General features: G+C 69.1%; 2 protein-coding genes and 1 pseudogene. 1 reads left to right on the forward strand and 2 read right to left on the reverse strand.

What is annotated here, in order from left to right; genetic code table 11:
- Nucleotides 1-191: 191 nt before the first annotated feature.
- Complete coding sequence (locus J7E68_RS03800; RefSeq protein ID WP_311416247.1) at nucleotides 192-941, forward strand: sulfite exporter TauE/SafE family protein; 750 nt, start codon at nucleotides 192-194, stop codon at nucleotides 939-941.
- A 16-nt stretch (nucleotides 942-957) separates the two neighbouring features.
- On the opposite strand, the gene J7E68_RS03805 is transcribed toward J7E68_RS03800, so the two are convergent.
- Together J7E68_RS03805 and J7E68_RS19585 are read right to left on the reverse strand one after the other, a co-directional pair.
- Nucleotides 958-1,788, reverse strand: coding sequence for an NAD(P)-dependent oxidoreductase (locus J7E68_RS03805; RefSeq protein ID WP_215169994.1), 831 nt, complete (start codon nucleotides 1,786-1,788; stop codon nucleotides 958-960).
- A gap of 31 nt (nucleotides 1,789-1,819) precedes the next feature.
- A pseudogene (locus tag J7E68_RS19585) lies at nucleotides 1,820-1,981 on the reverse strand (3-hydroxyacyl-CoA dehydrogenase); the annotation flags it as partial.

Consider the following 1,981-nt stretch of genomic DNA (forward strand, 5'->3'; position numbering starts at 1 on the left):
GCCCACCGGCGGCGTCAGCCCCGACAATCTCGCCGACTGGTTCCGCGCCGGAGCCGTCGCCGTCGGCGCGGGTGGCGACCTCGCCAATGGCGCCTCGCTCGCGGCATCCGACTGGGCCGACATCGAACAGCGCTCGGCACGCTTCGCCGCAGCGCTCGCAGCGACCCGCGCGTGAGTCAGCCGATGACCCGGTGATCGAACTCGCACCCCTCGCCTGGGCGGCGCTCGGCCTCGCGGCCGTCACGATCGGCATCTCGAAGACCGCGCTCCCCGGAGGCAGCATCCTGGCCATCGCGCTGTTCGCGACCGTGCTGCCCGCCCGCACGTCGACCGCGGCGATGCTCCTGCTGCTCATCGTGGGCGATGTCTTCGCGCTGATCACCTATCGCCGTCACGCGCACTGGCCGACGCTGCTGCGCCTCGCACCCGCCGTGCTCGCGGGGCTGCTGGCCGGATTCGCCTTTCTCGCGCTCGCGGGCGACGGCATCGTGCGGCGGGCGATCGGCGTGATCCTGCTGGCGATGATCGCCGTGACACTGTGGCGGAGGTGGCGGCAGAACCGAGCGGATGCCGTGTCATCGGCGCCCGGCGGCATCGTGCTCTCGGGGGTCTACGGCACCCTCGGCGGCTTCACGACCATGGTCGCGAACGCCGGTGGACCCGTCATGTCGATGTACTTCCTCGCGACGCGCACGCCCGTGCAGGTGTTCCTCGGCACCTCGGCGTGGTTCTTCGCGATCATCAACCTCGTGAAGATCCCGTTCCTCGCAGGGCTCGGCCTGTTCGAGGGACACGTGCTGCTGATGGATGCCGTGCTCGCGCCGCTCGTCGTGATCGGCGCCCTCGTCGGCATCCGCCTCGCGAAGAGCATGAACCAGGTGCTGTTCGACCGCATCGTGATCGTGCTGACGATCGCCGGCGCTCTCTACCTGCTGTTCTGAGCGTTGCGGCAGCGCCTCAGTCGAGGAAGATGTCGGGGAACAGCCGGTCGTCGGGTGTGCCCGGCACGGCGGCGTAGCCCGAGAAGTCGGTCACGCCGTCGGCCTCGAGCACGTCTTCGACGATCAGCGTCTGGCCCGTGTACTCCGCCGCGGGCTTGAGCAGCACGGCGTAGGCGGCGTCGGCGTAGATGTCGGGGGTGCGACTCGCGGCCATGACCTTGTCGCCGCCGAGCAGGTTCTGCACTGCGGCGGTGGCGATGGTCGTGCGCGGCCACAGGGTGTTGGCGGCGATGCCGTCGCGGGCGAATTCCGCTGCGAGCCCGAGCGTGACCATCGTCATGCCGAACTTGGCGAGCGTGTACCCGGTGTGCGCACCGAGCCACTTCGGTGTGGGGTTCAGCGGCGGTGACAGCGAGAGGATGTGGGGGTTCTCGGCATCCTTGAGGATCGGAACCGCCGCGCGCGAGAGCATGAACGTGCCGCGCACGTTGACGTCCTGCATCAGGTCGTACTTCTTGGCGCCGAGGTCGAGCGAGCGCGACAGGTCGATGACGCTGGCGTTGTTGATGACGATGTCGATGCCGCCGAATTCGCCCTGCGTCTTCAGCACGGCCTCGGTGATGTCGTCATCGTCGCGCACGTCGCCGACGATCGGCAGCGCCTGTCCACCCGCCGCCCGGATCTGCTCGGCCGCGGAGTGCACCGTGCCCTCGAGCTTGGGGTGCGGGGTGTCGGTCTTCGCGAGCATCGCGATGTTCGCACCGTCGGCTGCGGCGCGCAGGGCGATCGCGAGTCCGATGCCGCGGCTGCCGCCGGACATGAGGATGGTCTTGCCTGCCAGTGACATGGATTCTCCTTGGAGCTGTAAGGCGTGCGGGTTACTTCGGCGCCATGCGAATGGCGCCGTCGAGACGGATCGTCTCGCCGTTGAGGTAGCCGTTCTCGACGATCTGCTGCACGAGCGCGGCGTATTCGTCGGGTCGGCCGAGACGCGAGGGGAACGGCACCTGCTGACCGAGTGAGTCCTGCGCCGCCTGCGG

Origin of the sequence: Microbacterium sp. ISL-103 (genome assembly GCF_018613995.1) — a bacterium.
Classification (GTDB): Bacteria; Actinomycetota; Actinomycetes; order Actinomycetales; family Microbacteriaceae; genus Microbacterium.

Excerpts from the sequence above, each read along its gene's own strand:
- J7E68_RS03805 (WP_215169994.1), bottom strand. The coding sequence starts at position 1,788 with ATGTCACTGGCAGGCAAGACCATCCTCATGTCCGGCGGCAGCCGCGGC.